This is a genomic window from Streptomyces sp. NPDC005774, from assembly GCF_042871645.1.
Taxonomy (GTDB): domain Bacteria; phylum Actinomycetota; class Actinomycetes; order Streptomycetales; family Streptomycetaceae; genus Streptomyces; species Streptomyces pratens.
This window is the reverse complement of sequence record NZ_JBIAIV010000112.1, coordinates 1-5,483: the sequence shown is the minus strand read 5'-3', so window position 1 is coordinate 5,483 and position 5,483 is coordinate 1. Positions and strand designations below refer to the sequence as shown.

Here is a 5,483-nt window from a genome sequence, read left to right as displayed (position 1 = left end):
GGGCGGCTCCGAAGGGCCAAATCCTTCATCTCCCGCACAGCACCATTTCCAGAAGCTGTTCCTACAACCAACTCCCTTTCACGTTCAGGACACAAGGATCGTGACAACTCTGGCGTACTCCCGCAGCCCGCTCGGTCCGGAACTGGGCGCCGTACGGGGGCCGAGAGCAGTCGCAGCCCGTGGGTCCGCCAAAGCTTCGCGGAACCGCCTCATGGCCATGAAGCCATGCCGGGGAGCTGTCGGATGTCGTACTCCTACCGGGTACTGACCAGCCGGCCCGTGAGCACAACGGCGACGGCGACGGTCTCCAGAAGCTGTGAGGGGTCGAGCGAGGCCAGCGGAGGCGTTGTGGTCCCGTCCGTCGTCGCGCTGCATGTAGCCGAGTATCGAATGGGAACGGCGGCCTCAACCAGTACCGGCCGGGGGCCCCCGCGCCGCGGAGTGAAGGCGCGCAAGGGACCATGCCGCGTGAGGCGCTGTGTCCGTAGCCCGGCTACGCCGCGAGGTTCGCCATGAGGGTGCGCATGTCCTTGATCATCAAAGGCTTGAGTTCCTCAGGAGTCTGCCCTGTACCAGCAGTCAGGTTGAAGGAGAACTCCGCGCCCCCGTCAAGCGCCATGAGGATCACGACAGCGCCGCTGCCGTAGTCGATGACCCCGAAATAGGCGCGCTCCCCGAGCCCTTCGACCGGTGTCTTGACAATCTTGGGACCGGTGGTGGTTTCGACGGCTTCGCCGTTGGCCTCGAACTCCGCTCGCGGGTCGGTTATTTTATGCAACTTCAATCGCATGGTCAGCGTCCGGGGGACCGGGTCGTCCGCCTCCTTCGCGACGAGGGAGTCGTTGCACTCCGCGACGTCCATCGCCCGGTGACGGTGCTCCCCGTGCGTGGAGTCGTCACTCCGGTCGTAGATCACGCTCACGGCGGCCATTTCCGCGTCCGCGCACAGGTTGTCGCTCATCCGGTATCGCACGTCCGGCCCGTCGGTGGCATCCGTGGACAGCAGGAGCAACCCACCCCAGACCGCTGTGGCCAGCACGGCACCGCCCAGTGCCCACACCGCCCTTCCACCGCGACGCGGCGACGCGGGAGTGGGTTGCGCCGAACCAGGTTCGGACTGTTCTTCGGGATCGCGCGTCTGCTGCGACGAGGTGTACATCAGGTGAACCTACGTCACCTCCGCTGTCGCCCCTCCCCACCACCGAAATCCGCGGCCGGCGTGAGCGGATCAATGGTCGAGCCGACGTGCGCGGCCACCAGTTCGTCGCGGTCGGTGGCATCCGGGGAGGAGACGATCACCATGTGCTCGCCGTGGCCGTGGTCGTGCCACGCCGACGCCGCCAGGCGAGGGTGGGTACGACGAACAGGACCAGCCGGCGCCGAGTTCGTCGGCGACGCGGATGGACACCAACGTCTTGCCCGTGCCCGCCGCCGACACATACAGCGCCCGAGTGTTCGCCCGGCGCAGACGCCGCGCCGGGCGTGAGACGGCCTTGGCCTGGTCGGGAAGGAACACCGCCCTTTCAGCCGGGCCGGCGTGGGAACAGCGATCACGGTCGTACAGCTCTTCCTCGATCCGAAGCGGCGCCGGCTGACACCGACCACATGTGCCGCCGGTCGGTGTGCTGTTACCGGAGGGTGTACTCGCACATGTGCTTGCCGTCGACGCCACCCGAGCCCTCAGGACCTTCTTCCCGTCGACGGTGATTGAGCAAGGAACTGTGGCGAACTGGCCGTTGCACAGCGGCACGGGCGCGGCGGTCCGCCGCCGACGTGCGCCTGCTGCCGGCCGCCCCACCGGCCCGGCGTATGCGGCTTTCGGTGAGGTCGGGAACGGGATGCGGTGGGAGTTTGCGCGGTTCCGTCGCGCATGACCGTCCCACCCCCGACCGCAGCACACCTACCCCGCTTCCTTTTGAGAGCCCTTGACCTGGTCCGGTGTGGTTCGTGCGCATACGCGACAGACCTACTCGTAGGGACCGGCCGTCATGACGGCCGGTCCCTACGAGGGGCGTGGTGCGGGTCGGATCACCATCGATACCAACGGCCGCGGCCACCACCGGCGGCGGTGGAGCGCATCACGAAGCCCAGCAGCCACAGCACCAGCACGGCGAGGGCCACCCACCACAGAATCTTGACGGCGAAACCCGCACCGAAAAGGATCACCGCGAGAAGCAGAACAAGAAGCAGGGGAACCATAGTTATCGACCTCCTGCGGCTCCGTCTGCCCTGCCGATTTCCCTCCATTCCTGGGCGGCGCCTTGTTTACGAAGGAGTAGCCGGGGCACAAGCGGCTTTACCGCGACAGCGGCACCAAAGGATATGAGGAGGCGTGTTCCATGACTGCCGGCAAGAAGGCCAAGGCGAAGACCGAGCAGGCCGAGGGAAAGGCCAAGGAGGCCCTGGGAAGCGCCCTCGGCAACGACCGCATGACCGCCGAGGGGCAGACGCAGAAGAGCAAGGGCGACGCCCGTGAGGCCAAGGAAAAGGCCAAGGACGCCTTCAAGCACTGACGCGTTGTACCAGTCGAGGGTCTTCCCGGAAAAATCCGGGAAGACCCTCGATTTGCTTCGGCGAGCACCGCTCGCCCCTTGCACTCCGGGCGTTCACCGTAGGCAGCCACCATCCCAAACGCCCTCCTCGATGCCCGGCGCTGCCATGCAGCCGGCGGCTGGGGCTTCGTTCGCCTCGGCTCCTCTGCAGCCGGCCGTCAGTCGGCTGCAGATTGTCAGTGGCACGCTCGAACAGTTCACGGTCGCCGGCCCCGGCCCGCACCGAACACCAGGACCGGCGGGTGCCCCATGAACAGGACGATAGCGGGTAAGCGAAATGATGCGATAACGGCAACTTGCGATGAAACAATAAGGAACGACCCACGGGAAGAGTTATGGCCACCCCGCTTAAAAATCGGACATCGGATGAACAGGCATCCGTAGCGCCCCTGCGATACAGCATCGCCTGGGACACTGCGGATGCATCAATCACTGAAGCCCGAGCGGCCGTACGCACGCTGCTGGCCCAGGCCGGACACGACCCCGGCCACCGGCCGAGCCAGGACGCCCAACTCATCGTCAGTGAGCTGGTCACCAATGCGCTGCGTCACGCTCCCGGTCCGGGCGAATTGGCGCTGGAAGTGGCACCCGACGCCGCCCTACTGCGCGTCACCGTGAGTGACCGCTCCCCTCGCTCGCCCGAACTGCGAGCACACGACGCCCGCCGCGTCGGCGGACACGGCCTGCACCTGGTCGCCCAGTTGTGCGACCAGGTGCAAGCCATCGCCCGGGGTGCCGGCAAACAGGTCGTCGCTCACTTCCACCTGCGCAAGCCCGCTCACTAGTACTGCATCGGTGCTTGCCTCGCGGGCATGGAGGAACAGCACGAGCGGGACGAGCGGCAGGCACACCGGTTCGAGCGGGGCACGGACGGGCCCAAGGCCATCGTCATCGGCGTGGACGGCTCCGACTCCTCGATGCGGGCCGCCGCGCCCTGCCGCCGGTCTCGCCCGGCGGCAGGGCGCGCTGCTCGCGGTGATGTACGTGCAGCCGTCGCTGACGGCGGGGGCGGTTCCGGGCGCGCCGGTGGCCGAGACGACCCACGAGATCGCCGAGTCCCTCGTACAGCAGATCCGGGAGGCAGCCGAACGGGTGAAGGGGATATGCGAGATCGCCGGGAGTTCCCACGTTCCGCGGCGCCCCCTACAACGGCCTGACGAGGGCCGTCGACGAGCTGAAGGCGGACGCGGTGGTGGCGGACGCCTTCGAGCAGGCCGGCCATCGGATCATCGGCTCGGTCGCGGTCCGCCTGGTGAAAACGGGACGATGGTCGGTGACGGTGGTGCCGTAGGCAGGGCCTGGACCAGTGGGCCGGACCGGCGGCCGCCCCGCCGCGGTCCGGCCGCATGCGTGGCGGTCCCCCGTACCCGGCGGCGCTGAGCCCGCATCATCCGCCGTCAGCCGTTGCCGTAGGCGAAGAGGTGAGCACATGGCCGGACTCCGGATGGGCGAGGGCATTCTCCGCCGTAAACCCATTGAACACATCGAGGAGACGGAAGCCGGTGAGGGGCCTCGGCTGGAGCGGACGCTGGGGCTGTGGCAGCTGACCGCGATCGGTGTGGGCGGCATCATCGGCGCGGGCATTTTCACCCTCGCCGGCACGGTGGCCAACGGCACGGCGGGACCCGCGGTGCTGCTGTCCTTCCTCATCGCGGGCGTGGCCAGTGCGGCGGCGGCCCTGTCGTACGCCGAGTTCGCGGGCATGATCCCGAAGGCGGGTTCGGCCTACACCTACGGCTACGCGGTGCTCGGCGAGTTCGCCGGCTGGTTCATCGGCTGGGACCTGCTCCTGGAGTACACAGCGATCGTGGCGGTGGTCGCGATCGGCATCTCCGGCTACTTCAGCTTCCTGATCGAGGACATGGGCGCGCAGCTGCCCGCCTGGATGCTGGGCGCGCCCGGCACCGGTGCCGGGCACAAGGTGGACCTGTTCGCGGCGCTCCTGTGCCTGCTCATCGCCTGGCTGCTGACCCTCGGCATCCGCAGCGCGGCCCGCTTCGAGACGATCGTGGTGGGACTGAAGGTGCTGGTCGTGCTGGTGGTGATCCTGGTCGGTGTCTTCCACATCAACACCGCCAACTACCACCCCTTCTTCCCCTACGGGGTCGGCGGAGCGTTCACGGGTGCGGCGACCGTGTTCTTCGCGGTCTTCGGCTACGACGCGATGTCGACGGCGGCCGAGGAGTCCAAGGACGCGCGGCGGCACATGCCGAAGGCGATCATCTACTCGCTGGCGATCGCGATGGTGCTGTACGTGGCGGCCTGTCTGGTGCTGACCGGTATGCAGAACTACAAGGACATCGACAAGGAGAGCGGCTTCTCAACCGCCTTCCAGTCGGTGGGGCTGAGCCGACTGGCGGACGTGATCGCGGTGGGCGCGATCATCGGCATCCTCACCGTGATGTTCACATTCATGCTGGGTGTGACCCGGGTGTGGTTCTCCATGTCCCGGGACGGGCTGCTGCCCAAGTGGTTCGCGAAGACGCACCCCACGCGGCACGTGCCGACGCGCGTGACGTGGATCGTCGGGGTGGCGTCGGCCGCCATCGCCGGCTTCCTGCCGATCGAGGAGGCGGCCGAACTGACCAACATCGGCATCCTGCTGGCGTTCGTGGTGGTGTGCACGGCTGTGATCGTGCTGCGCTACCGGCAGCCGGACCTGCCGCGCAGCTTCCGTACACCGGGGATGCCGTTCGTGCCGGCGCTGGGCGTGGTCTTCTCGATCTGGCTGATCACGTTCCTGCAGTGGCAGACCTGGGTGCGGTTCGTCGTGTGGTTCCTGATCGGGTGCGGGGTCTACTTCTCGTACTCGTACAAACGCTCGGAGCTGGCCAAGCACTAGGGCCTGTATTGAGTCGTGATCAATGAGTGGACCTCGCGAGGTCCTTGATCCAGATCATGGAGGCACGGAGGTGGAGTCCGGCTTGGTAG

6 protein-coding genes and 1 pseudogene are annotated in these 5,483 nt (G+C 67.2%); 4 read left to right on the top strand and 3 right to left on the bottom strand.

Annotation, left to right across the window (positions count from 1 at the left end; translation table 11 throughout):
• Positions 1–493: 493 nt before the first annotated feature.
• The 3 genes from ACFYQA_RS39090 to ACFYQA_RS39080 all read right to left on the bottom strand — a co-directional run bounded on the left by ACFYQA_RS39090 (position 494) and on the right by ACFYQA_RS39080 (position 2,199).
• Entirely contained in the window at positions 494–1,159 is a 666-nt protein-coding gene (locus ACFYQA_RS39090) for a hypothetical protein (protein ID WP_388928562.1), read from the bottom strand.
• Between the two features lie 14 nt (positions 1,160–1,173).
• Positions 1,174–1,302: a hypothetical protein gene (locus ACFYQA_RS39085; RefSeq protein ID WP_388928560.1), complete on the bottom strand. Its 129-nt coding sequence runs from the start codon at positions 1,300–1,302 to the stop codon at positions 1,174–1,176.
• A gap of 726 nt (positions 1,303–2,028) precedes the next feature.
• On the bottom strand, positions 2,029–2,199 hold the full coding sequence (locus ACFYQA_RS39080; protein WP_332424976.1) for a hydrophobic protein: 171 nt from the start codon (positions 2,197–2,199) through the stop codon (positions 2,029–2,031).
• A 140-nt stretch (positions 2,200–2,339) separates the two neighbouring features.
• Here ACFYQA_RS39080 and ACFYQA_RS39075 point away from each other — a divergent pair, with 140 nt between their 5' ends.
• From ACFYQA_RS39075 to ACFYQA_RS39060, 4 genes and pseudogenes are all read left to right on the top strand, one after another.
• A complete protein-coding gene (locus ACFYQA_RS39075) occupies positions 2,340–2,513 on the top strand; it encodes a CsbD family protein (protein WP_388928558.1) in 174 nt (57 codons plus the stop codon).
• Positions 2,514–2,887: 374 nt separating this feature from the next.
• On the top strand, positions 2,888–3,337 hold the full coding sequence (locus ACFYQA_RS39070; protein WP_388928556.1) for an ATP-binding protein: 450 nt from the start codon (positions 2,888–2,890) through the stop codon (positions 3,335–3,337).
• Between the two features lie 27 nt (positions 3,338–3,364).
• Positions 3,365–3,843 (top strand): annotated as a pseudogene (locus tag ACFYQA_RS39065) (universal stress protein).
• A 138-nt stretch (positions 3,844–3,981) separates the two neighbouring features.
• Positions 3,982–5,394 (top strand): amino acid permease, encoded by a 1,413-nt coding sequence (locus ACFYQA_RS39060; protein WP_388928554.1) that lies wholly within the window; start codon positions 3,982–3,984, stop codon positions 5,392–5,394.
• Positions 5,395–5,483 lie beyond the last annotated feature (89 nt).

Excerpts from the sequence above, each read along its gene's own strand:
- ACFYQA_RS39060 (WP_388928554.1), top strand. The coding sequence starts at position 3,982 with ATGGCCGGACTCCGGATGGGCGAGGGCATTCTCCGCCGTAAACCCATT.
- ACFYQA_RS39075 (WP_388928558.1), top strand. The coding sequence starts at position 2,340 with ATGACTGCCGGCAAGAAGGCCAAGGCGAAGACCGAGCAGGCCGAGGGA.
- ACFYQA_RS39070 (WP_388928556.1), top strand. The coding sequence starts at position 2,888 with ATGGCCACCCCGCTTAAAAATCGGACATCGGATGAACAGGCATCCGTA.
- ACFYQA_RS39090 (WP_388928562.1), bottom strand. The coding sequence starts at position 1,159 with ATGTACACCTCGTCGCAGCAGACGCGCGATCCCGAAGAACAGTCCGAA.
- ACFYQA_RS39080 (WP_332424976.1), bottom strand. The coding sequence starts at position 2,199 with ATGGTTCCCCTGCTTCTTGTTCTGCTTCTCGCGGTGATCCTTTTCGGT.
- ACFYQA_RS39085 (WP_388928560.1), bottom strand. The coding sequence starts at position 1,302 with ATGGTGATCGTCTCCTCCCCGGATGCCACCGACCGCGACGAACTGGTG.